The organism is Parasedimentitalea denitrificans, assembly GCF_011813015.1.
Lineage (GTDB): Bacteria > Pseudomonadota > Alphaproteobacteria > Rhodobacterales > Rhodobacteraceae > Parasedimentitalea > Parasedimentitalea denitrificans.
This window is the reverse complement of sequence record NZ_QHLQ01000001.1, coordinates 319158-341946: the sequence shown is the minus strand read 5'-3', so window position 1 is coordinate 341946 and position 22789 is coordinate 319158. Positions and strand designations below refer to the sequence as shown.

The 22789-nt window shown below is 58.0% G+C and carries 21 protein-coding genes and 1 pseudogene; 4 read left to right on the top strand and 18 right to left on the bottom strand.

All coding sequences use genetic code 11. From position 1 onward, the window contains the following. Window positions 1-81: 81 nt before the first annotated feature. The 11 genes from glpD to metG all read right to left on the bottom strand — a co-directional run bounded on the left by glpD (window position 82) and on the right by metG (window position 11259). Entirely contained in the window at window positions 82-1659 is a 1578-nt protein-coding gene (gene glpD / locus DL239_RS01685; protein WP_167681596.1) for a glycerol-3-phosphate dehydrogenase, read from the bottom strand. After that, on the bottom strand, window positions 1652-2437 hold the full coding sequence (locus DL239_RS01680; RefSeq protein ID WP_167681594.1) for a DeoR/GlpR family DNA-binding transcription regulator: 786 nt from the start codon (window positions 2435-2437) through the stop codon (window positions 1652-1654). Before DL239_RS01680 ends, glpD begins: the two co-directional genes overlap by 8 nt. A 185-nt stretch (window positions 2438-2622) precedes the next feature. Beyond that, window positions 2623-3702: a DUF1513 domain-containing protein gene (locus DL239_RS01675; protein ID WP_167681592.1), complete on the bottom strand. Its 1080-nt coding sequence runs from the start codon at window positions 3700-3702 to the stop codon at window positions 2623-2625. Window position 3703: 1 nt separating this feature from the next. Next, window positions 3704-4702 (bottom strand): imelysin family protein, encoded by a 999-nt coding sequence (locus DL239_RS01670; RefSeq protein WP_167681590.1) that lies wholly within the window; start codon window positions 4700-4702, stop codon window positions 3704-3706. 3 nt (window positions 4703-4705) lie between these two features. Continuing rightward, complete coding sequence (locus DL239_RS01665; RefSeq protein WP_167681588.1) at window positions 4706-6289, bottom strand: di-heme oxidoreductase family protein; 1584 nt, start codon at window positions 6287-6289, stop codon at window positions 4706-4708. Next, window positions 6225-6710, bottom strand: a complete 486-nt coding sequence (bfr, locus tag DL239_RS01660) for a bacterioferritin (protein ID WP_167681586.1) — start codon at window positions 6708-6710, stop codon at window positions 6225-6227. The genes DL239_RS01665 and bfr overlap by 65 nt, the downstream gene beginning before the upstream one ends. After that, window positions 6658-6951, bottom strand: coding sequence for a (2Fe-2S)-binding protein (locus DL239_RS01655; RefSeq protein WP_167681584.1), 294 nt, complete (start codon window positions 6949-6951; stop codon window positions 6658-6660). Before DL239_RS01655 ends, bfr begins: the two co-directional genes overlap by 53 nt. A 253-nt stretch (window positions 6952-7204) precedes the next feature. Further along, the gene (locus tag DL239_RS01650; RefSeq protein WP_167681582.1) at window positions 7205-8473 is read right to left on the bottom strand and encodes an imelysin family protein; all 1269 of its coding nucleotides are present in this window, start codon (window positions 8471-8473) and stop codon (window positions 7205-7207) included. Between the two features lie 27 nt (window positions 8474-8500). Further along, window positions 8501-8977 (bottom strand): hypothetical protein, encoded by a 477-nt coding sequence (locus DL239_RS01645; RefSeq protein WP_167681580.1) that lies wholly within the window; start codon window positions 8975-8977, stop codon window positions 8501-8503. After that, window positions 8974-9138, bottom strand: coding sequence for a hemin uptake protein HemP (gene hemP / locus DL239_RS01640; RefSeq protein WP_167681578.1), 165 nt, complete (start codon window positions 9136-9138; stop codon window positions 8974-8976). The genes DL239_RS01645 and hemP overlap by 4 nt, the downstream gene beginning before the upstream one ends. Window positions 9139-9540: 402 nt before the next feature. Next, a complete protein-coding gene (gene metG / locus DL239_RS01635; RefSeq protein ID WP_167681576.1) occupies window positions 9541-11259 on the bottom strand; it encodes a methionine--tRNA ligase in 1719 nt (572 codons plus the stop codon). A gap of 259 nt (window positions 11260-11518) precedes the next feature. Here metG and DL239_RS01630 point away from each other — a divergent pair, with 259 nt between their 5' ends. Next, entirely contained in the window at window positions 11519-12250 is a 732-nt protein-coding gene (locus tag DL239_RS01630; protein ID WP_167681574.1) for an OB-fold-containig protein, read from the top strand. 35 nt (window positions 12251-12285) lie between these two features. Continuing rightward, window positions 12286-13989 (top strand): annotated as a pseudogene (locus DL239_RS01625) (flotillin family protein). 85 nt (window positions 13990-14074) lie between these two features. Here the strand turns inward: DL239_RS01625 and DL239_RS01620 are convergent. The 6 genes from DL239_RS01620 to DL239_RS01595 form a co-directional block, all read right to left on the bottom strand. Beyond that, window positions 14075-15757, bottom strand: a complete 1683-nt coding sequence (locus DL239_RS01620) for a saccharopine dehydrogenase family protein (RefSeq protein ID WP_167681572.1) — start codon at window positions 15755-15757, stop codon at window positions 14075-14077. Next, on the bottom strand, window positions 15754-16212 hold the full coding sequence (locus tag DL239_RS01615) for a thiol-disulfide oxidoreductase DCC family protein (protein WP_167681570.1): 459 nt from the start codon (window positions 16210-16212) through the stop codon (window positions 15754-15756). The genes DL239_RS01620 and DL239_RS01615 overlap by 4 nt, the downstream gene beginning before the upstream one ends. Before the next feature lie 63 nt (window positions 16213-16275). After that, entirely contained in the window at window positions 16276-17499 is a 1224-nt protein-coding gene (locus DL239_RS01610; RefSeq protein ID WP_167681568.1) for an MFS transporter, read from the bottom strand. A gap of 81 nt (window positions 17500-17580) precedes the next feature. Continuing rightward, window positions 17581-18174, bottom strand: a complete 594-nt coding sequence (locus tag DL239_RS01605; RefSeq protein ID WP_167681566.1) for a YceI family protein — start codon at window positions 18172-18174, stop codon at window positions 17581-17583. A 171-nt stretch (window positions 18175-18345) separates the two neighbouring features. Continuing rightward, entirely contained in the window at window positions 18346-18960 is a 615-nt protein-coding gene (locus tag DL239_RS01600; protein ID WP_240931649.1) for an ImuA family protein, read from the bottom strand. A gap of 62 nt (window positions 18961-19022) precedes the next feature. After that, window positions 19023-19424 carry a rhodanese-like domain-containing protein gene (locus DL239_RS01595; protein ID WP_167681564.1) on the bottom strand — a complete coding sequence of 134 codons (402 nt, stop codon included), beginning with the start codon at window positions 19422-19424 and terminating at the stop codon, window positions 19023-19025. A gap of 145 nt (window positions 19425-19569) precedes the next feature. On the opposite strand from DL239_RS01595, the gene DL239_RS01590 reads away from it, so the two are divergent. Next, window positions 19570-20613 carry an aldo/keto reductase gene (locus DL239_RS01590; RefSeq protein WP_167681562.1) on the top strand — a complete coding sequence of 348 codons (1044 nt, stop codon included), beginning with the start codon at window positions 19570-19572 and terminating at the stop codon, window positions 20611-20613. A 106-nt stretch (window positions 20614-20719) separates the two neighbouring features. Here the strand turns inward: DL239_RS01590 and DL239_RS01585 are convergent, their stop codons facing one another. Beyond that, window positions 20720-21703 (bottom strand): GlxA family transcriptional regulator, encoded by a 984-nt coding sequence (locus DL239_RS01585; RefSeq protein ID WP_167681560.1) that lies wholly within the window; start codon window positions 21701-21703, stop codon window positions 20720-20722. A 132-nt stretch (window positions 21704-21835) separates the two neighbouring features. On the opposite strand from DL239_RS01585, the gene bcoG reads away from it, so the two are divergent. Further along, on the top strand, window positions 21836-22753 hold the full coding sequence (gene bcoG, locus DL239_RS01580; RefSeq protein ID WP_167681558.1) for a 3-dehydrocarnitine:acetyl-CoA trimethylamine transferase BcoG: 918 nt from the start codon (window positions 21836-21838) through the stop codon (window positions 22751-22753). Window positions 22754-22789: the final 36 nt, after the last annotated feature.

Here is a 22789-nt window from a genome sequence, read left to right as displayed (position 1 = left end):
CCGGCCGATAGGTCGGGTGCGCCTGACCTTCCCCCCGGGAAGGCGCTTTGCACCTCCCCAAGGTCAGGCTCACCCTGTGTTTTATGCTGCCAACTTGGCCACTTTCTGCGTGATGTACCCATCCACCGCAGCACGTTCGTCTTCGCTTAGCCGCAGGCCCAGTTTGGTTCGGCGCCACAGGTAGTCCTCGCCGGTGCGGACCCATTCCCGCTCGATTGCCCAGTCCAGTTCGCGCGCGGTGATGGTCGCGCCAAAGTCCTGGCCCAGATCTGTGGTGAAGGTGGCGTTGCCCAGTACCTCCCATGCCTCGGTGCCGTAGGCGCGGATCAGGCGGCGGGTGGCGTAGGGAGAGAGGAATGGATAGTCGTTGGCCAGCTTGGCTTGCAGTTGTTTCACGTCCTCGACCGCGAAGTCGCCGCCGGGTAGGGGTACGCCTGCGGTCCATTCCGGCTCGACACTAGGTAGTGCCTGGCTGATCTTGTCCAGCGCGGCCTCGGCCAGTTTGCGATAGGTGGTGATTTTACCGCCAAAGACGTTCAGCAAGGGGGCTGCGTCTTGATTGAGCGACAGCACATATTCGCGGGTGGCTGCCGTGGCCGAGCTGGCGCCGTCGTCATAGAGCGGACGCACGCCGGAGTAGGTCCAGGCAATCTGTTCCCGTGTTACCGGCGTGTCGAAGTACTCGGATGCGAAGTTGACCAGATAGTCTTGTTCGGCTTCGGTACATTCCGGGGGCGTGTCGACGTCTGAGTGGTCGGCGTCAGTGGTGCCGATCAGGGTGTAGTCTTCCTCGTAAGGGATAGCGAAAATGATCCGCCCGTCAGTGCCTTGGAAGAAGTAGCAGCGGTCGTGATCGTAAAGTTTGGGCACCACGATGTGGCTACCCCGGACCAGACGCACGGTTTCGTTGCTTTGGATTTTCAATTGCTTTTGCAGCAGGTCCGCCACCCATGGGCCGCCGGCGTTGACCAGCATTTTGGCCCGGCGGGTGTAGACCTCGCCGCTGTCGCGGTCTTGCAGTGTGATTACCCAATGGTCGGATTGGCGCTCGGTGCCGATAACCTTGGTGCGTGTCATGATTTCGGCGCCACGGTCCTGTGCATCACGGGCGTTCAACATAACCAGTCGGGCATCTTCGACCCAGCAATCGGAATACTCAAAGGCGGTTTTGAACTTTGAATTCAGAGGCTTGCCAGCTGTGTCCGTTGTCAGGTCCAGCTTGGACGTGCCGGGTAGGATGCCGCGTTTGCCCAGGGTGTCATACATGAACAGGCCCAGACGGATCAGCCATGCCGGGCGGCGGCCTTTCATCCAAGGCATAATGCCAGACAGAAGTTTCGACGTGGGTGTGTCATTCTCAAAACGCATATCCGCGTGATAGGGCAGCACAAAGCGCATCGGCCATGAAATGTGCGGCATCGCTTTGAGCAGCACCTCGCGTTCGATCAGAGCTTCGCGTACAAGGCGGAATTCAAAGTATTCCAGATACCGCAGCCCGCCGTGGAACAGCTTGGTCGCAGCCGAGGAGGTGGCCGAGGCCAGGTCGTTCATTTCGGCCAGGGTGACCGAGAGGCCACGGCCAGCAGCGTCGCGGGCAATGCCGCAGCCATTGATGCCACCGCCGATGATAAACAGGTCGGTGATCGGATGATCATTCATTTTCGCGGCTTTCGTTTTGACTGGTCGTTATTATTCGGGTTTCTGCGCGCTTTGCAGCTTGGGTAAATTCACGGGGGACGGGGCGGTCGGTGATCACCACATCCAAGTCTTCGACAGAGCAAATACGGACGGGGGCAGAACGTTCGAACTTGCTGCCGTCACAGACCAGAATTTTGGTGCGCGCATTTTTCAAAATGGCGCGGGCGACGGAAACTTCGCTGCTGTCATGGTCCATTATCGCCCCATCGGCATCCAATGCTGAGGCTCCGATGATGGCGTAGTCGACTTTGTATCGAGAAATGAATTCCACCGCGTCCTCACCGACGATGGCGCCGTCGCTTTGCCGGACGGTGCCACCAACAAGGATCAGATCCATGGTCTGGCCGCCCATCATTGTGGTGACGATATTTATGTTGTTGGACAGGACAGTCAGCCCGCGATGCCCTGCCAGTGCGCGGGCGACCTGTTCAGTCGAGGTGCCGATGTTCAGGGTGATTGAGCAGTTTTCGGGGATAACATCGGCTGCCACTGCTGCCATTGCCAGTTTCCCCGCGGCATTTTGTTTGCGGCGGTCGGCGTAGGCGCGATTGGCGGCGGTGCTGATGCGGACGGCGCCACCGTGCACGCGCGACAAGGCATTGCGGGCGCTGAGGTCGCGCAGGTCGGCGCGGATGGTCTGTAGTGAGACTTTGAATCGACCAGCCAGATCTTCGACCTCGACCCGATCCTGATGATCCAGAAGTTTCAGAATTTCAGATTGGCGAGCGTCGGCGTCCATTTGGGAATCCTTTTTCCGCATTGCTAGCGTTTTGCTTTCGGATTGTCACTAGGTGATTTCGATATGCTTTCGGGTTTGATCCGGATGTCGAGAGGCAGTGGAAGACGCGCGCATGCTAATTGGGCGGAGCAACTTGGTTCCGCCTGAGATCATTGCAGCCCCGAATTGCCATGTGCAGAAGACGCTTAGCGCAAGCGGATCAGATGATTGTCCCAGCGCAGATCGGTTTTGGACATGACTGTCATCTTGCCCTTGTTCAACGCGACAAGCTGACCCGCACCTGTGCTGGCAACGAAACCAGTTTCATTGGTGGACAGCCCGCAGACATCTGCCAAGTGGTGCTCTTGTTGCAGCAGGCCAGAGGCCGTGTCCATGACCTGTACCACACCGCCGCGGGGCGAGGTGACGGCGATGGTTGAACCATCTGCCGAGAACTGGATCGAGCCGCCATAGCCATTCAAGTTGCGCACACGAGGGTCGTCCTCGGCCAGCAGGCGTGGAGACGTGCCGGGTCTATGCAGGCCGACAATTGGCACATCCGCGCCCGGCTCGCCCTGCCATTGCATGGCAAAGCCTACGGTGCCGTTGTCGTGCATGCTCAGATGGCGGATGGAGTTCTGGTGCAGATCATCCGACAGCTGCATCTGGTCAATGACAGTGCCGTCGAAATCCAGATAGGTCAGGTTGGGCTGCATGCTGTCGAGGTTCAGTTTTTCGCGGCCCCTGTCGGGGTGGGTCTGGATGCCGCCATTGGCGACGACCAGCCCACCTACCTTCTGGTGCAGCAGCACATCATGTGGGCCGATGCCGCCAGAGGCAAAGCTGCCAATGCGGCGGTAGTTGTCGGTTGTGTCCCAGACTCCAATAATCCCACGGGCGGTCTCGTATTCGTTTTCTGTGGTGAATAGTTGGCTACCGTCGTGGCTAAAGCAGCCGTGCCCGTAGAAATGGTGCCCTTTGGTCGGCGTTATCCGGGCCAGTTGGTTTCCGGTTCGGCAGTCGATTACATCGGCAAAGCGGCCGGGGCGGCGGGCAAAGGCGACCACTTCGGGGCGTTTGGGGTGGGCGCTGGCGGCGTGGCCTCGGTCGGGCAGGGGGCAGCGGAACAAGATCGTTCCCTGTGCCGACAGGCCGACAAAGGTGTATGTGCCATCTGGTTGTTTGGCAGCCGATAAATAGGCTGGGCAGCCGAGATCAGCCCAACTGGCCTGTGGGGCCAGCCCTGTAGCCAGCAAACCGGCCAAAAAACCACGGCGCGAGGTCATATCAGTCTCCGTCGAGGGAGTTAAAACCGGGATCGACACCCAGAGAGGGGCCAAGTTCGGTATCCGCAATGGCGCGGATGTCATTCACCAGCTGTTGCAGTGCCTCAACCCGAAAGCGGTCAGCGGGGTCTGCGACGCTGGCAAAGATGGGATCATCTAGGCGTTCGACAGCCTTGTGCGCCTTGGCAAAGGTAAGGTGGAACTTGTCAGCCAGGGCGACATTGTCTACGGACAGGGCAATGGCCAGAGGCTTTAGTGCTTGCAATGACAGCGCAACATGGCGTTGGCTGCGGCGGGAACGGCGTGCCTCGGCCCGTTTGGGGCGGGGTTTGTCAAATGTGCCAAGTGGGCGGCCAAGGCGCATGTCGGCGGTGACCTGCAGGCCGGTGTTCAGGGCTTTGTATAGTTCTTGCTTAACCTCACCCTCAGTCTGATAACGGTCGCCGGGGCTGCGCAATTGGTCGGCGTAACTCGCTTGCCAGTCATTGTGGATCAGCTGTGCGGTATTGGCGATGTCTGCGGTGATGGCCTGGAACAGGTTGCAGTGGTATTCGGCTGTGCTGGCGCCAGTGATTTCGGAATTATACAGCAAATAGTCCATCGCGTAGAAGCCGCGCGCGGCGATGGATGCTGTTGCGAAATCCTCGGGCGTGTTGATCACAGGATCCTGATTTCTGACCAGTGCAGACAATGCCTTGGGGATCTTGCCGCGGCTGTCAGGCCAGAACGATAGCGCAAAGGCGCGGTTGTCGGTTTCTGTTGGGCCAAAGCGGAAATGGCTGACCATCATCCAGGCGTCAAAGGCATCATCATAGGCGCGGCGCATGAGGGTTGAGTTGGAACGGCAATCTGCCTTGGCCGCGCGGGCCAAGGTGGTTGATGTGCTGGCAAGGGTCTCCATGCCCGGCAGGATCTGCTGATCCAGAATGTCGTCGACCATGTCTGCGCTGGCGCAGAACGGGGTCAGGATCAGGCTAAAGGCAAGGGCAGTGGATCGCATATTTTAGAGACTTTCCAGAAAGCGAATGAGAGCGGCGCGGTCGTCGGGGGCAAGTTCGACCACCGTATCACGCGCGGTCTGGGCTTCGCCACCATGCCACAGCACCGCCTCTAGCAGGGTGCGGGCGCGGCCGTCGTGCAGGAAACCAGCCTGATCAGATACTTGCTGGGTCAGACCAACACCCCACAACGGCGGTGTTCGCCATTCGCGACCTGTAGCACGGCCTTCGGGGCGGTTGTCGGCTAGGCCTTCGCCCATGTCGTGTAGCAGCAGGTCCGAGTAAGGCCAGATCAGCTGAAAGCTCTGCTCGGGGCGGTCCGGCAGGCGGTGGGTGACGAACTTGGGCGTGTGGCAACTGGTGCAGCCAGTGTCATAGAACACCTGCTTGCCGTGCAGCACCTGCGGATCATCCAGATCGCGACGGGCGGGGACGCCCAGATTGCGGCTGTAAAAGGTCACCAGATCCATGTTGGGCTGGTCGATCTCGGTTCCACGCACATCGTCGTTGCCATGGGGGGCGTTGCGGCAGTCGGTTTGTGTTGATGTGCACTCCCCCCAAGGATCGGGGAGCAGCGGGGTGGAAATGCCCATGTCACCGGAGAAGGCGCCTGCTGATTGTTGGTGAATTGTAGGTTGGCCAGCCTTAAGGCCAAAGCGCCCCAGCATCACCTGATCAAATTCGGCTGACCAGACCAGATTGGCCCGTCCCGAAATGCCGTCGCCGTTGGCGTCGTCCGCGTCAGCTTGGGCCAAAATGTCGCTAACCGGTATTGCTTCGAGTAGGCCAAGGCCAATCATCGGCGGGGCCACCCGTGGGGACAGCATTGCGTCTGCGTGCAGCGGGCCATATCCGAGGTTGAGCGCCGCGTAGCTGGGATCACGCAGAGTGACGGTTTCGCTACCGGACAGGGCGACCTCAACATCTTGGTAGGTGGCAGAAAATTTGTATTCCGAAGCAATGTTCGGCGGAGAAAGATCCTGCAGTTGTGTGCCGTAATTGGGATCTGGTGCGGTGCCGATATAGTCATGTACTGCGGCCATCTCAGCAGGCACATCGCCGGGGATGGACAGGCGCAGGAACATGGAGCCAGCGCTGTCTTCTGGGCTGCGTGGGGTGTGGCCGCGACCATCCTTGACGTGACACCGCTGGCAGGAACGGGCGTTGTATAGGGGGCCCAAACCGTCTGACGCCTTGGTAGAGGCTGGTGAAAATACCCAGATTTTCTTGAACAACCCGTTGCCGAGTTTGAATTCCAGCTCTTGCTCAAAGCTGATGTTTGCGGAGTGTTGTGAAAACGCTTCGTCATCGCTTCGGGCGCGGACGGTTCCGGCTCCGGCAGAGTTTTCCTCAAAGGGTTCCGCTGCTTCAAAGTCCTGCGTCGGCAGGGTAACCGCGTTGATCCGGTTCTGCTCAGCCGCTGTGCGCGGGACACTGTTGAGATGGGGGTCGCCAAGGGGCAAGGTGTTCAAATCAAGGGCCTGGGCGGGTGCGGTCGCTGCAAATACAGCGACCGATGTCGCTTTAATCTGCGTCTTCCAATTTGGTTGCGTTGAGGTGGGCAAAGTGTTCGGCGCCAATTCTGTCATGGAGTTCAAGATGTGTTTCGAGGAAATCGATATGACCCTCTTCGTCCGTCATTAAGCTCTCGAACAATCCCATGGTGACATAATCGCCGGCTTCTTTGCACACATCGCGTGCTTCTTTGTACAGGTCGCGGGCTGAGCGCTCGGCGGCCAAGTCGGCTTCCATGCATTCTTTGGGGGTTTGTCCGATCCTCAGTGGGTCAAGTTTTTGGAGGTTCGGGTGGCCTTCTAGGAAAATGATCCTTTCTATCAATTTGTCCGCGTGTTCCATCTCTTCGATGCTTTCTTCGCGGCTTTTCTTGGCCATGCTGCCCAGGCCCCAGTCGTCTTGCAGCCTGTAATGCAGCCAATATTGGCTTACAGCAGTCAGTTCATGGCGCAGTGCTTTGTTCAGGTTGTCGAGTACTTTGGCGTCGCCCTTCATTGTCACTCTCCTTGGATATCCCGCTGCGCAAGTTTGCCAGCTGAGCGGGTACCTTTAGGTTAGTGTTGGAGCGCATGGTGTCGAGAAAGAGGGGCATGCATCCGCCGCAGTCGGCGGATTTGCCGAGTGCGTGGTAGATTTTGCCGGGGGTGATGATTGTATCGGGATCAGCACTTCGCATCCAGTCTACCGCTGCGTGGATGTCATGATCTGAGATGCGAGTGCAGTGGCAAATGATCATTGTATTGGTCCTGCCCGAAGGCCCCGTGATTCCGTTAGTTTTATTTCCGATAAAAACCGTAGGGATACAAGTGTATTCTTACTAAAATAATCAGAAATGTGCCAGTGAAGTGGACGCACAGGGGGGGGCATTGGAAAGGGGCCGCGAAAAACGCGACCCCCTTTGGCGATGCTCGAAATAACTTTTGGGGATAATATACTGGTAATCAGAGCACCCCCTAGATCTGCCCGGAACAGCAGATCATCTGCGTGGCTTACTGGAAAACAGCCGATGGGTTATCGAGAGAGTCGGAGCCTTCAAATTCGATGCCTTCCAGCTTTAATGCGGTGACTACGCGCTCGATGGATTGAGTTTGGTCAACCAACCCGTTGATGCCGCCCATGATCAATGCTTCGCCTTCGGCGTTGCCCTGTTCCAGCATCTGATCGTATGAGAAACCACCGTCTGCGGCTGCTTTCATAGCGCCCAGTGCATCCATGGTGGCAGACAGCTTGCCGCGCATTTCGGCGTCCAGATCGTTGTTCACGGCCATCACCAGATCAGACAGCGAGGCGCCGGAAACAACGTCGCCGTTCACGCGGGTGTATTCGCCTAAGTAGACGTTCTGAACGCCCTTGCCGTCATAATAGTGGCTGTTGTGGGTGTTGTCCGAGAAGCAATCGTGCTCTTCTTCTGGGTCGTTCAGCATCAGGCCCAGGCGCATACGCTCACCCGCCTGTTCACCGTAGGACAGCGAGCCCATGCCGGTCAGCATGGCCGAGATGCCAGCGTCTTCGTCACCTAGCAGCGCCGTGCGGGCGTCACCATCGGTGGCCCACTGGGCGGCCATCCATTCCAGATCAGAGACCAGCAGATCCGTTGCGGCCTTTAGATAGGCACCGCGACGATCACAGTTGCCGTTGGTGCAGTCTGCGCCAGCGGCGTAATCAGTAAAGGCACGAGCGCCGGCACCGTGGTCGGTTCCGTTCAAGTCTTGACCCCAGAGCAGGAATTCGATGGCGTGGTAGCCTGTGGCGACGTTGGCTTCGATGCCATCGGCCTCGTGCAGCGAGCCTTCGAGCAGGGCGGGGGTGATGTCGGATGCGTCGATGGTTTTGCCGGACAGTTCAAACGTGGGGTTGGCCACAACATTCAACGCGGCCAGCGCGTTTTCGTCCGATGGGCCGCCGTAAGCTGCGTCAACGTAGTCGATCAGGCCTTCGTCCAGCGGCCATGCGTTTACTTTGCCTTCCCAGTCGTCGACGATGGCGTTGCCAAAGCGGAAGACTTCGGACTGCTGGTAAGGAACGCGCGCGTCGATCCATGCGGTGCGGGCGGCGTCCAGAGTTTCTGCTGATGGCGACGCGACGAGTGCTTCGACGGCGGATTGCAAGATCTTGGCTGTGGTCAGGCTGTCTTGGTATTTTGCCTCGGCGATGTTCGAATAGTTGGTCAAGACGGCAGCCTTGTCAGCGGCGAAAGCTGCTGTTGTGCTGGCCGCAAATAGAGTTAGCGCCGTGCTGGTTTGGAGCAGGGTTTTCATAAAGGATAGTCCTTGAAGGTGTGTGAATTAGTGTAAGGTTGCAGAGCAAGGCCGGCCCAAAATGGGCGGTGGCGTTGCGGTGGTCATCTGCCGAAGCAGGCAACCAAATTCAGAGGCAAGAGGCAGGAGCTCTCGGGCCATTTGGGGGCGCACGATCAGCGAGGCGAACAACATGGAGTCGTTCACCTGACCGTCGGCAGCTGCCGCGATCATGTTGGCAAAACAGTTTTCATCGGCGCCAATGCAGTCGCATTTCAACCCGTGCCGCATCAGTGGGCGACGGCCATGTTCGACACAGAGCATGCACAATTGGCCAAAGGTCTCGATTGCGATGTCTGACAGTTCTGGGCCTAGGCGGCTGGTCACGTCATCGTGCATGTCGAGACGTGTTTCAGGACTGCTAAACCACTGGCGCAGATGACGCACGGCGGTGGCTTCGATAGGGGACAGCTCTGAGAGGACACCAACAGTGGCGCCCCCCCGACGTAAAGATGGATGGGTCATTTGGTCAGGATCAGTTTCCCGGCGCGGGTAATGCGCAGGCTGTAGATTTGACCATTCAGAAGGATCCGGGCTTGGTTGCCGCCACAGGTCAGTTCTTCGGCATGGTAGGTTGGGAAAACTTCTTGGGTGGGTGCTACCACTTTGGATACGTGCATGTTCATGACGGTTGCCCTTTGCTGATGTCCGCCCGATCCTGGATCCATTCCAGGCAAAAGCCGGACAGGGTTTCCGTTTCAATTCTGGCTTGGGTCCAGAGCGTGTTCAGGCTGGGCTGAATCACTACTGTGGTTTGCGGCTTATGAATTGTTGAAACACTGTGCGACATGGGGCGTTCTAATCTATTGCTTGCTGCTCGGGCTGACCTAATTGAACAGGCTGGCTAGAATGTCGCTAACCTGATTTATTTACTCAGGTATGTCAACCTGAGTTTTTTGGTCGGATTTAATTTTTTAAGATAATCAGAAAGTCGGCGGGTCATGCAAGGGTTTGAACGCGGGTCGTCAGAAACAAAAAACGCGCCCCGTTAGGAGCGCGTTGGAAGCTATAGTTGGTCGTTATCTAGTTTAGTCGCGTTTGCCGGAAAATCGTGATTGCCAGTCTTCGCGCTGATCGTCAGTGATCTTGGCGAACAGAACATCAGGCACGCTGAAATCATGACCAACGGGCAGGGCGTTCAGGGCCTCGGCCACGTCATCTGGCCAGCTGGTGTTCAGCGTGTTCATTGCGCTTAGCATGCTGGCTGCAGCCGTCGGGATGAACGGTGCGCTAAGCACGGCATACAGGCGGATCAGGTTCAGACCCATGCGAACCTGAGTGGCGGCTTTTTCTGGTTCAGTTTTGAAGGTCGACCATGGAGCTGCGCTTTGCAAGTATTCGTTGCCTGCAACCCAAATGGCGCGCAGCTCTTGGGCTGATTTGCGCACTTCCATTGCATCCATGTGGCCCTCGTAGGCGCGGATGCGGGTGGTCAGCTCGGCGATCAATGCCTGTTCCTGCTCGCCGTACTCTGCGCCCTCGGGTACTGCTTCGCCAAACTTGGAGCGGCAGAATTTTGTGATGCGCGAGACAAAGTTACCCAGCACGTCAGCCAGATCCTTGTTCACAGACTGCTGGAAGTTTTCCCAGGTGAATTCGGAATCGCTGCTTTCTGGTGCGTGGCTTAGCAGCCACCAGCGCCAGTAATCGGCGGGCAGGATTTCCAGCGCCTGATCCATAAACACGCCGCGCCCTTTGGAGGTCGAGAACTGGCCGCCGTCGTAGTTCAGATAGTTGAATGATTTCAGGTGATCGACCATCTTCCAAGGCTCGCCGGATCCCAGAATGGTGGCGGGGAAGGACAGGGTGTGGAACGGCACGTTGTCCTTGCCCATGAACTGGACGTATTTCACATCATCCGCGCCCATGTCGGTGCGCCACCAGCGCTGCCAGTCGGCGTCTGTTTTGCCGTTGGCTTCGGCCCATTCGCCAGTTGCGGCGATGTATTCGATGGGCGCATCAAACCAGACATAGAAAACTTTGCCTTCCATGCCGGGCCAGTCTTCATCACCTTTTTTGACCGGAACTCCCCAGTCGAGGTCACGGGTGATGCCGCGATCCTGCAATCCGTCACCATCGTGTAGCCATTTCTTGGCGATTGAGGTGGTCAGAATAGGCCAGTCGGTTTTAGAGTCGATCCACTGGTCCAGTTGATCGCGCAATGCTGATTGGCGCAGGAACAGATGTTTGGTCTCGCGGACCTCTAGATCAGTCGAGCCGGAAATGGCCGAGCGCGGGTTGATCAGGTCGGTTGGGTCCAGCTGCTTGGTGCATTCCTCGCATTGGTCACCGCGTGCGCCGTCGTGGCCGCAGTTGGGGCAGGTGCCCTCGACATAACGATCAGGTAGGAAACGACCATCGGTGTTGGAATAGACCTGACGGTCTTCGACTTCGGTGATCAGACCGGCATCGGCCAGTTTGCTGGCAAAGTGCTGGGTCAGCTTGCGGTTCTGCATACTGGACGAGCGACCATAGTGATCAAACGACAGGCCAAAGCGATCGGCGATGTCGGTTTGAACCTTGTGCATGTCAGCGCAGTATTCTGCGACGGGTTGATCCGCCTTGGCTGCGGCCAGTTCGGCGGGTGTGCCGTGTTCGTCAGTGGCGCAAAGGAACATGACTTCATTGCCGCGACCGCGATTGTAACGGGCGTATAGATCCGCCGGCAGCTGACTGCCGATGAGATTGCCCAGGTGCTTGATCCCATTGATATAGGGAAGTGCCGAGGTAATGAGAATTCGTGCCATATCACTTTTCCGCCTAGCTGTCTGAAGATCCGTCTAACGTAAGTTTTGGCGGTTAGAAATCCCCCTGCGGACGGAACGCGAATTTTCCATCCATTTTGACCGCAAATTAGTGTATGCTGGTCTGGGTATAGTTTACCGGTGGGAGAGCGTTGTTATGCTTGTGGTTGAATTTATCAACGACTAACCCCTTGAAAATAAGATGCGCGACTTCCATATGGTATTGTATACCTTTGCATACTAACTGATTGGTGGCCCATATATGTTTGACTTTCTGCTCGGAGGTGCGTTTGCACCTTTTTCCTTTGCTCTGGCGCTTTTGTTCGGCCTGATGGGGCTTGAACTGGTGGCTTTGTTGCTGGGCGGTAGTTTGATGGGCGGCGATAATGACGTCGCTCCTGACATTGGGGATGCGCCGGATCTGGGTGACTTTGACCTGGATCTTGATCCCGAAGGGGCTTTGGTTGATCCGGGTGAACTGGAGCTGGCAGAGTTTGAGGCCGACGTCGAAGTCGAGGGCGGGGTTGAGGCCAGCGGTGGTTTGGCCAGTTGGCTTGGGCTTGGCAAAATGCCGACGCTGATCTGGTTGGCGGCTTTGCTGATGGGCTTTGGCCTAAGCGGTCTGGGATTACAAATTGCCTTGCAGGAATTGTTTGGCTTTTTGGCCCCGGCTTGGCTTGCTGCGCTTCCGGCTGGTGCCTTTGGGATTTGGTTCGCGCGTGGCTTTGGCGGGGTGTTTGCCCGGCTGTTGCCACAAACGGAGACCGAGGCATCATCGCTGAACCAGTTGGGCCGTCGCCGTGGTATCATCACGCAGGGCACTGCCGTGCGTGGTCGCGCGGCCGAGGTGCGGGTCACTGATCGGTTTGGCAATGCACATCACCTGCGGGCTGAGCCCCTGCGCGATAACGAGACCCTGTCACAGGGCACAGAGGTATTAGTGCTGCGCGATCGTCGTAGTGGCACCTATGTTCTGGTCGGCTTGTCCGACTAAACGATTTTAAATTCAAACTTTTGGGGAGATAAATCATGGAGTTGCAATTCTTGGTAATTTCCGTCGCCAGTGTTCTGGTATTTCTTGTTCTTTTGGGGCTTATTCTTGGCCGTCTCTATCGGCGTTCCACCCGCGAAGTTAGCCTGGTTAAAACCGGGGCTGGCGGGAAACGGGTGATTATGGATGGAGGTACCATTGTGGTGCCGCTGCTGCACGAAGTCAGCCCAGTCAATATGAAGACCCTACGCCTAGAGGTGCAGCGTAATGGCGACGCGGCGCTGATCACGCAGGACCGGATGCGGGTTGATGTTGGTGTTGAATTCTATGTCTAGGTAAATGCCACCGAAGAAGGCATCGCCCGTGCGGCACAGACCTTGGGTGACCGGACATTTGATGTGAACCAGCTGCGCGAAATGATTGAGGGTAAGCTGGTGGATGGCTTGCGCGCTGTTGCGGCGCAGATGACCATGGATGGCTTGCACGAAAAACGCGCTGACTTTGTTCAAGAGGTGCAAAATGCGGTCTCCGAGGATCTGTTGAAGAATGGCCTGTCGCTGGAATCGGTTTCGCTGACCGCGCTGGATCAGACTCCGTTCGAGGCACTGGACGAAAACAACGCCTTTAACGCGGTCGGTATGCGCAAACTGGCCGAGGTTATTGCCAACTCCAAAAAGGAGCGTGCCCAGATCGAAGCGGATTCTCAGGTGGCGGTGCGTCGCGCCCACATGGAAGCGGAGCGTGAGCGTTTGGCGATTGAACAGGACGAAAAGCAGGCTGAGATCGAACAGATCAAGCAGCTTGAGGCTATGCGTGCGGCGCAGGAGTCAGAGATCGCGCAACGTCGCGAGGTGTCTGAGCAAGAGAAAGAGCGGGCCCGCATTGCGCGTGAAGAGGCTATTCGCTCGGCTGATATTGAACGCGAGCGGAAAATTCGCGAGGCTGAGATCAGCAAGGAGCGCGAGCTGGAAGTTGCAGAACAGGACCGTCAGGTGATTGTTGCGCAAAAATCCGAAGAAGAAAGCCGCGCCCGTGCATCTGCCGATCTGGCCCGCGCCGAGGCGACCAAGGCAACCGAGTCGGTGATTACTGCCCGCGAAGTGGCTGAAGCTGAACGTGCAAAACAGATCGTACTGATTGAGGCCACACAGGAAGCCGAACGTCAGGCTACAGCGATACGTCTTGCGGCAACGGCAGAGAAAGAGGCTGCGGCAGACCGGGCCGATGCCCGTCGCGAAGAGGCTCAGGCCGAAGCAGATGCACTGAACATTCGCGCCGAGGCCAAGAAGAACGACATGCTGGCCGAAGCAGAAGGTAAGCGCGCGATTGTCGAGGCAGACAACGTGCTGTCCGGCGAACAGATCCGTATGAAGGTGGATCTGGCACGGATCGAGGCGATGCCGACGATCATTGCTGAAATGGTCAAGCCGGCCGAGAAGATCGACTCGATCAAGATCCATCAGGTCAGCGGTATTGGTGGCAATGGTTCGGTTGCGCAGGGGGGCTCTGGCGGGGCTGGCAGCGGTGAAAAACCGGTGGTCAATCAGGCGTTGGATTCGATCATGGGCATGGCCGTGCAAATGCCCGCGCTCAAGAAACTTGGTGAAGAGCTGGGCCTGTCGATGGAAGATGGTGTGAGTGGTCTGGCCAATGGAGCGGTGGCGCAAAAACCGGCGGCTCAGATTGCTGAAGAGAAGGTTGAAGAAGAACCAGAAGCCGAAAGTGATATCATTGAGGGCTAATGTCCCACTGATAAATTCTGAAAGGGGTCGGATTTGTCCGGCCCCTTTCTATTTGTCACCCGAAAATGTCTTTGATTTAGATAGATTAGTTCGCGGCAACCGTGCTGGGGGCAGTGGAGTGCAACTCTCCCTGATAGGCGGCGATCAGACCAATCAAAGGGGCTGAGATTTCCACATCAAAGCAAAAGGCCCCGTCAACCTGAGTTTCAAAGCTTTGACCTTTGGGCAGTAAAAACTGCGGTAAGGGGAGGCCTAAGAATGACCAACTGCGCGGGATCAGAAAGAGTTTTTGCGCGTCAACGACAAGCGCCAGAGCAACTGTTACGGGGCCAAAACGCTCTAGCACAAGATGGTTTCTGCGTTTTCTACCAAGTGTTTGGACCGATGAAAATGACCGGGTTCCAAACCTGCGGGTCCATGTCTCGCCACCATCTTGCGGGGTAAAGCACACATTGACCGGCACTTGGTCAGCTGTGTTTGGAAAGCCAAAAAGAGCGCCCAGAGCCCTTGATATCAGTCCGGTGCCACGTTGGACCCGGGCGGTTCCGCTCCAGCTGCGGGCACGGACATCGTCATGCAACGCCTGAACCTGTGGTGGCAACAGGTCAAAGGCGTCTCCCAAGACTTGCCGGTACAGCGGTACTTCGCCCTTGGCCTTACTGCGAAACCCCATATAGAGCGAGCGGCCGTCAAAGAGGTGCTCATAATCGGACAGGTTCAATTCTCGGATCGCGGCCCGTGCGCCCAGTTCTGGAGGATTGCCGTCCAGAATTTTACGAATGATGGCTTCGATCGCCATTGATGGAATATAGGGGCCATCGTCTCCTTCGGCCAGCAGATGCCAAGAACGTTCAACGGGCTGACCGTTCCGGTGGCCAGTTGCATGAACGAACATCCCGCCCCGATGCTCGCCAAACTTCAACACATTCAGAACTCGGTGGAAAAATGGGGCCAAGGGGGCAAAGCTGGGTAAGTTCAATCGGTGACGCAGTTTTGCCAGCATATTCAACATGCGATGCAGGGCTTCGGGGCGTGGACCAGCGCCGATCCAGATGTCTGTCAGCTCTGGAAATTCAGGCGGCAGTACCTGCAATTCGGGCACGTCGACCAGCGAGAAATGAGTGTTCTTCAGGGGCATTTTGCCAGGAACTGCAATGGTATACCGCTGGCTTTCGGCCAGACCGGGCGCGGTTGTATGCTGGCCCTGCCGGGTCAGTTTGACTGGGGTTCCGGCATAGTCCAGCACCGCGCGCATCACATTCAAACCGATCCCTGCATAGGGAGAGGGCGCGATGCCTCCTTTGACTGTCTCAATGGTCATGTCTTTGCACATCTCGCGCAGCACGGCCGAGGTCATAACCGGAAAACTACTGACGCCCGAGAGCACAAAGATGCCGACCTCGCGCGCGGCCTGATCAAACTGAGATACCCCAAAAACAAAGTCAGCCGCATCTGCAAAGTCGAGATAGTTCACGCCGTGGCGAATGCAGGCTTCGATCACTTCGTATCGTGCCGCGCCATATTGCTGGAATGGCCCTGAGGCATCGATAACCAGATCTGGCGCCAGTTCGGCCAACTTTTGACCGATATCCTTGCGGTCCAACTGTACCGGCGTTACCTTGGCCTCCCCCAGTAGGGTCTGGCAAAAGGCGGTTGCCCTAGGTTGGTTGCGGCCGGAAATCAGCAGCTCCAGCTTGGTGATGTTTGAAAGCAGTTCGGCCAGGCGACCGCCAAACACCCCATATCCACCCAGAATGAGGATCTTCATGTCATCAACCGTTTTTGGACTTCGGGGTCCGGCAGGTTGCACAGATCCGTTGTGCCAAACCAGCGATAGCGGTTTCTGGCAACGGTTCGGTACAGGGCATCGCGCAGCCCGCCTGGAAGGATGTGCAAGACGGACAGCAGGCGCCAAACTCCACCCAGCCGCTGCCCAACCCGGATAAGAGCATCCAACGAGGCGTGCCCCTGGCCGTTTTCCAAGAATAGCCAAGATGTGGGGTCCTCTGGATCCATGCTATAGTGGATCAGCAGGGCACCACCAAGATCAGATTGCATCGGGATAATTCGAAATGCCTGTGTCTTGTCATTACGGGCAATCCAGGCTGCTCCACGGGCGCAGAGCGAACAGCGCGCATCCATGACACAGAGCGGTCCGGTGTCCTTGAACTGCGGTACGGTTTTGTCATTGCGATAAGAGTAACGCGACAGGTTCAAATACATGGTTCAAATCTATGTCGAGCGGGGTCTACTTACAACTGTCAGAGCGTGGTGTCAGTGTCGCAGCTACTTGCGCTCGCGCGATCGTTTCAGCAGCCGCCCGATGGTAAACGAGGTGCGTGGCGCATAGACATAGCTGGTTCGCTGGTCCGGCGTTGGTCGGGCGCGCATCCGGCTAAGGCCAAAAATGATTAGTGCCAGATGGCCCAAGGCGATCATCGCAAACAGCGCGGTTGGTCCGTAGTTCTCGATCAGGGCAGAGGCGACAAATGGGCTGGCGATGGCGCCCAGAGCGAAAAAGAACATCAGCGCCGCCGAGAGTTCAACCCGCTGGCTGGACTTGGCAAAGTCATGGGCATGGGCGGCCGATACCGAAAAAATAGGAAAGGTGGTGAAGCCAAACAAACCAGCCGAGAACATCACGGCGAGAGTTCCCATGCCCGAGGCACCGATGGTGACGCCGCTGGATAGGATCGCCGCCACAGACAGCCAGATCAGAACCCAGCGGCGGTCATATTTATCGGCCAACCAGCCCATCGGGTATTGTGCCAGTGCGCCGCCCAGCACAAAGGCAGCAAGGAAAAAGGCTATCTGGTCGATCTCTAGGCCAACTTCCTGACCATAGAGCGGCCCAACCATCCGAAACGAGGCCGAGCTGAGCGCGGCCACCAGCACGCCAGCAACCGCCAGTGGCGAGCATCGCCAGGCCAGTTCTGGGCGCAGTCGCGGTGCCGATGGGGTTTCGGGTTGGCTGGCGCGGGTCAGGGTCATTGGCAGTAGTGCTGCGCAACATAAGATGGCCAATAGGTTATACGAAACATAGGCCGCTGGCGGCAGTACCGCGATGATCAACTGCGCGGTCAGCGAGGCGCCCATGTCGACAATCCGGTAGCTGCCCATAGCGCGGCCACGGGTTTCATTGGTTACTTTGGCGTTCAGCCAGGCCTCGATCACCGTGTAGCAGCCCGCCACACAGAGCCCCGATGCAATCCGCATTGCAGCCCAGGCCAATGGGTTGTCTGTCAGGGTATGACCAATCAATCCTATGGCCCCAAGGGCGGTAAAGGCGGCAAAGGCGCGCGAATGACCGACGGTGCCCATCAGCCGTGGTGACCACCAGCAGCCGATAAAGAACCCTAGAAAATGCGCCGATCCCAGCAGGCCGATCTGTTCCTTGCTGAACCCTAGCGTGAGCCCGGAAATCGCATCCAGCGGCCCCACACCTCCGGTGGACAGCTGCAACAGCACGACGGACAAAAGCAGGGCGGCAAAGGATATAATCAGGCGCATAGTTGCGCAGAATGCCGCGTCATTGCAGGCAGGCGCAAACGTTTTCGACAGCAATGTCGTATTTGGCCTGTCTGTGGCAGTTTATTTGACCGCGGTGATCCGGGCGCGGATGTCCAGCGCCACTGTGTCCGCGACCAGATTGGGAAACCCGGACGCGCCAAAGTGATTTCGGTTCAGACCACCGCTTAGCACCACATCCAATTGGCGCAGGTCATCCGGTGCGGTGCCGCGTTGTCGATACAGCGCCGCCTGCAATGTGATAGGTCTGGTTATCCCTCGCAGCGTCAAATCGCCAGTTATACGCGCGCCGTTGGATATCCGCCCAGAGGCGCCCAGAGCGATCCGGCGTGACACAAATCTGATGGTGGGAAACTGCGCTGTATCCAGAACCTCGGGGCTGGTCATGGCCTGGGTGATAAAGATCAACCCGGTGCGGGCGCGCGCAGCCGTCACTGTCACATCAACTCTGGATGCAGACAGGTTTTGTGGGTCAACAGTAATATCGGCGCGCTCAACCGGCATCGAGCCGCTCTGGGTGGTGCCATTCAGTTTGAACCTAAAGCCAACTTGGGAATGATCCGGATCCAGTTGGTAGCGGATCGGCGCACCAAGTGCGGTTGAGGGCAGAACGCAACCGGTTGCAAGCATGATCAGGGCGTGGCGTCTTTGAAACATGCGTCCTCCTGTCCGGTATTCTAAGGCACAGGGGTTCAATTAACATCTTTTTTCCTGCTTCGCCCGTTCGATCCTGAACTGATCCCCCGGATCACTTCCGGAACGGATCTCACTATCATCTGGCTAAAAATATCCCGGGGTTTGGGGCAGAGCCCCAATCTTGCCAAAAGATCAGGACACGACGGCCAGCGGCGGTTGTACCACCTCTAATCTGGCGCGGGGGGCAGGGTGGTGCATCCGCCAGCTGCGGGGCGGCAGGGTGCGGGCGCGTAACCGCTGTAGCTGCCAGTGGTGGTGCTGATCCCGGTGGTCGGGGGACAGGTGCCAGCGGCTTTCGATGCCAGCAGCGCCACCGCTGCCCGGTGTCAGCAGCAATCCCAGTGGCTGTGGCCCATGCCGTCCGCCACTTTGCGCCGCCAGATGCAGGCGCCGCACCGGTTTCAGGGCTGGCGGGGCAGGCAGGTCGGTCACCACCAGGGGCACCTGACCTGCCCGCAGGGCTTCCTCGGTGGCCCAGAGCAGATCATCCTGACGGCGCGCGTGCAGAAACAAAAAACGGCTGGGGCAGGCAAAGTTCATCATCCCGTCGGGGTTCAGCTGATCCACTTCCCAGGCGGGCGAGATCCACAGCACAGGTCCGGTGGTTGCGGCGGCCAGCCACAGGGCAAATGTGCGCCGGGCGGGGCCGCAGGCCTCGTGGGTGCGGCCATATTCCAGGGCAATGCCGTCACAGATAGAGACCTGAGGACGGCGGTGAGACGGGGGATGCAGGGTACGAGTCGGCATGCTGAAATGTAGCATGTTCTCATTTTGTTCTCAATCGACGTTTTGCGGGCCTGCGCGCGACTTCAGCCTTTCTTAGGGATAACAGCGCCGCCCTGTTTGACCCATTCACCAAAGCCGCCCTCGAGGTGCACAACTGGTTTTAGCCCCATTTCCATCGCCTGTTTGGCGCTAAGGGCTGACCGCCAGGCGCTGGCGCAGTAGAACACATAGGTCTTGTCCTGATTGAATACCGGTTTGTGGTAGGGGCTGTCGGGGTCGATCCAGAACTCTAGCATGCCGCGTGGGCAAGAAAATGCCCCTGGGATCAGACCCGAGCGGCGCAGCTCACGGATGTCACGCAGGTCAATGAAGACATGATCGTCACTGTCCACCAATTCTTTGGCCTCGGCCACCGGCAGGGTGGTGACGATGTCATTGGCTTCGGCCAGCAGGGCCTTGATGCCCTTGGTGATGTTCTGCGGCATGGGTAATCCTTTGCGATCCATGGGGAACTGTTGGGGCAGAGGCTGGATGATTTCAGATCCAACTACAAGGCATCTTGGCATGGTGCTTGCGCTTGTGAAAACCGACACTACATTCGCAGCCCAAAGTATTTAAGGAACGCGCGATATGAAAATGAACCCATTGGGCCGCACGGGGCTGCAAGTTTCGGAGCTTTGCCTGGGGACCATGACCTTTGGCACCCAGACCCCGGAACAAGATGCGCATGCGCAAATCGATTATGCACTGGATGCGGGGATCAACTTTGTCGACACCGCCGAGATGTATCCGGTCAATCCGGTCCGCCGCGAAACTGTTGGCGTTAGCGAAGAGATCATTGGCACCTGGAATGCTAAAACCGGGCGTCGTGGAGATTACATCCTGGCGACCAAACACTCTGGTGAAGGCCTGCAAATCGTCCGCGATGGTGCTGCTATCACTTCAAAGACTATCGCTACCACGATTGAAGGCTCGCTGAAGCGGCTACAAACCGATTACATCGATCTCTATCAGTTCCACTGGCCGAACCGGGGCAGCTATATGTTTCGCAAGAACTGGAGCTATGATCCGTCCTCGCAGAACCGAGAGGAAACGCTGGCCAATATGGTTGATTGCCTAGAGGCGTTGCAGGCCCAGGTGGACAAGGGCAATATCCGTGCCTTTGGTCTGAGCAACGAAAGCGCCTGGGGCACGGCGCAGTGGCTACGTCTGGCGGAGGAAGGCAAAGGCCCACGGGTGGCCTCGATCCAGAATGAGTATTCGCTGCTATGTCGGATGTATGACACTGACCTGTCCGAGCTGAGTGTGAACGAGGATGTTGGTTTGCTGGCGTTTTCACCGCTGGGGACTGGGTTGTTGACCGGTAAGTATCAGGATGGTGCGGTGCCTGGCAGCTCGCGAAAATCGTTAAGCCCAGAGCTGGGCGGTCGCGATGTGCCCCGTGTCTATGACGCGGTTGCGGTCTATCTGGAGATTGCTGCGCGCCATGAATTGGATGCTGTGCAGATGGCGCTGGCCTGGTGCCGGACGCGACCGTTTATGGCCTCGGCTATTTTTGGCGCAACCACGCAGCCGCAGCTTGAGCATGCGTTGGGATCGGTGGATGTTCAGCTGAGCGATGAGGTCTTGCAAGAGATCGATCAGGCACACCGCGCCAATCCGATGCCGTATTAAGGCAACCAAGGGGAGGGGGCGCTGCCCCCTCTGGGCCTGATAGGCCCATTTACCCCGGGATATTTTTGGCCAGATGAAGTTGGATCTGGGGCAGAAAATCACCCGCTTAATGTTGAAAGGGCTGTGTGCTTTCCTGGCGCAGATCACGGGCGGTGCTGCCATGTGCGGTTCTGAAGGCGCGGGCAAAGGTGGATTGCGAGGTAAAGCCGGTGGCCAGGGCCACATCCATCAGTGACAGATTGGTATCGGTGACCAGACGGCGGGCCTCGGCCATGCGCAGTTGCAGGTAGTGATCCTGCGGTGTGGTGTTCAGGCGCAGGCGGAACTGTTGTTGCAGGCTGCGCGGGCTGGTGCCCAGGCTTTCGGCGATATAGCTGAGCGGCAGTGGCTCATCCAGTGAGGATTCCATCAGGGCGTTGGCCTTGGCGGTGAGGGCACTGTGTTTTTGGCTGCCCAGACGGCTTTGTGGCCGGGTTGGGGCGGCGGGGCCGTCATACAGGAACAGGCCAGCCACGCGTGAGGCAAAGCCGTGGCCGTGGCGTGCGCCGATGATGTGCAGCATCATTTCGATCGCCGGGGTGGCGCCGCCGGAAGTCAGGCGGCCTTCGGACAGAGTGAAGCGGTCTTGGCGGGTGTCGACATCGGGGAACCGGTTGGCGAAATTGTCCAGGTCTTCCCAATGGGTGGTGGCGGCGTGGCCGTCCAGCAGGCCAGCCTCGGCCATCAGCCAGGGGCCGCCGTCGATGCCCGCGATGGTGGCGCCGGTGGCAGCGATGCGGCGCAGACCGGCCAGCAGGCTGGGGGTGGCTTGGCGGGCCAGTTGGAAGCCCGCCACAACAATCAGCAGCTCGCATTCCTGAAGTCGGGCCAGCGGAATGCCGGGAACGGTCAGGCCGCTGGTCAGCATTGCGGGCTCGTCCGTTGCAGTGACATAATCCCAGTCGAACGCATGACGCCCGGCCAGCCGGTTGGCGGCGCGCATCGGATCAACCGTGGCCGCAAAGGACAGGGTGTTGCATTCATCCAGTACCAGCACGGCAGTTTTCAGCGGTCTGTTTTCCGGCTGCAGTATGTTTTTTGCGTATTTCATCAAGTACGATTCGCATATTGTAAAGTTTAGATCTCAAGGCTGAGCCACAGTGGGGATCAAATCAAACAGGAATCTGGGGAAGAGCTTGGGGATAACTCGGGCACAACTCTGTACATCGCCGGGAAAAGCGAAATGCCTCTGAATATGAACAAAGACGTCTTTATCACCTGTGCCGTGACCGGGTCCGGCAGCAGCCAGGATCGCAGCCCACATGTGCCCCGTTCACCGGCGCAAATCGCCGACAGCGCCATTGCTGCGGCCAAGGCTGGCGCGGCGATTGTGCACTGCCATGTGCGCGATCCGGAAACCGGGGTGCCAAGTCGCGATCTGGGATTGTACCGCGAAGTGACCGACCGCATTCGCGAGTCCGAGGTGGACATGGTGCTAAACCTGACCGCCGGAATGGGCGGTGACATGGTGTTTGGAGATGTCGAGAATCCGTTGCCGGTCAGCGAAGCGGGCACCGATATGGTGGGCGCGACCGAACGCATGGCGCATGTGGCGGAATGTCTGCCCGAGATTTGCACACTGGACTGCGGTACCATGAACTTTGCCGAGGCCGATTACGTGATGACCAACACGCCGGGCATGTTACGCGCAATGGGCCAGATGATGACCGATCTGGGGGTCAAGCCCGAGATCGAGGCCTTTGACACCGGGCATCTTTGGTTTGCCAAAGAACTGGTGAAAGAGGGCGTGCTGGACGGTCCGGCACTGGTGCAGCTGTGCATGGGGGTGCCATGGGGCGCTCCGAATGATCTGAATACATTCATGGCGATGGTCAACAATGTGCCCGACGACTGGACCTGGTCGGCGTTTTCACTCGGCCGCGATCAGATGGCTTATGTGGCGGGTTCGGTTCTGGCGGGCGGCAATGTGCGCGTCGGCCTTGAGGATAATCTGTGGCTGGGCAAGGGCGATCTGGCCGAGAATTGGCAGCTGGTCGAGCGCGCCGGCACTATCATCGAGAATATGGGTGCGCGGGTGATTGGACCGGATGCGGTGCGTGAGAAGCTGGGGCTGGTGAAGCGGGCGCCGGTGGCGAAGTGAAAATCAACATTAGGGCGTGTCTGACCTTGGGGAGGC